Below are 402 nucleotides of genomic sequence, written 5' to 3'. Positions count from 1 at the left end.
CGGCGGTAAGGGCGGCGTCGGTGGCGCCGGTGGTTCAGGCATCGATGGCCTCAACGGAGTTGCTACCAGCGGTGCTGGCGGCGCCGGGCAGGCGGGCGGCAACGCCGGTGCCGGTGCCGACGGTGGCGCGGGCGGTAACGGCGGTGCCGCAGGTACCGGCTCCATCGCCGGCAAGGCCGGCGACGGTGGCGCGGCTGGTAATGGCGGCGCGGCAGGTACCGCGGGCAAGGGCGGCCTAGGCGCCGCCGGCTCCAGCGGCGTCTCCGGGGTCAACAACGGCGCCGGTTACACCGGCGGCGACGGCGGCACCGGGGGTAACGGCGCCAGCGGCGGCAAGGGCGGCAACGGCGGCGTGGCGGGTGGAGTCGGCGCGACCGCAGGCGCCAACGGCAACGGTGGCGC

1 pseudogene is annotated in these 402 nt (G+C 77.4%); it reads left to right on the top strand.

From position 1 onward, the window contains the following. Positions 1 to 402, top strand: a pseudogene (locus ACZY1I_RS32235) (PGRS repeat-containing protein); the annotation flags it as partial.

Source organism: Mycobacterium sp. IDUB_37 (genome assembly GCF_055419245.1).
The sequence above is the reverse complement of the archived record's forward strand: the minus strand, read 5'-3'. Positions and strand labels throughout refer to the sequence as shown.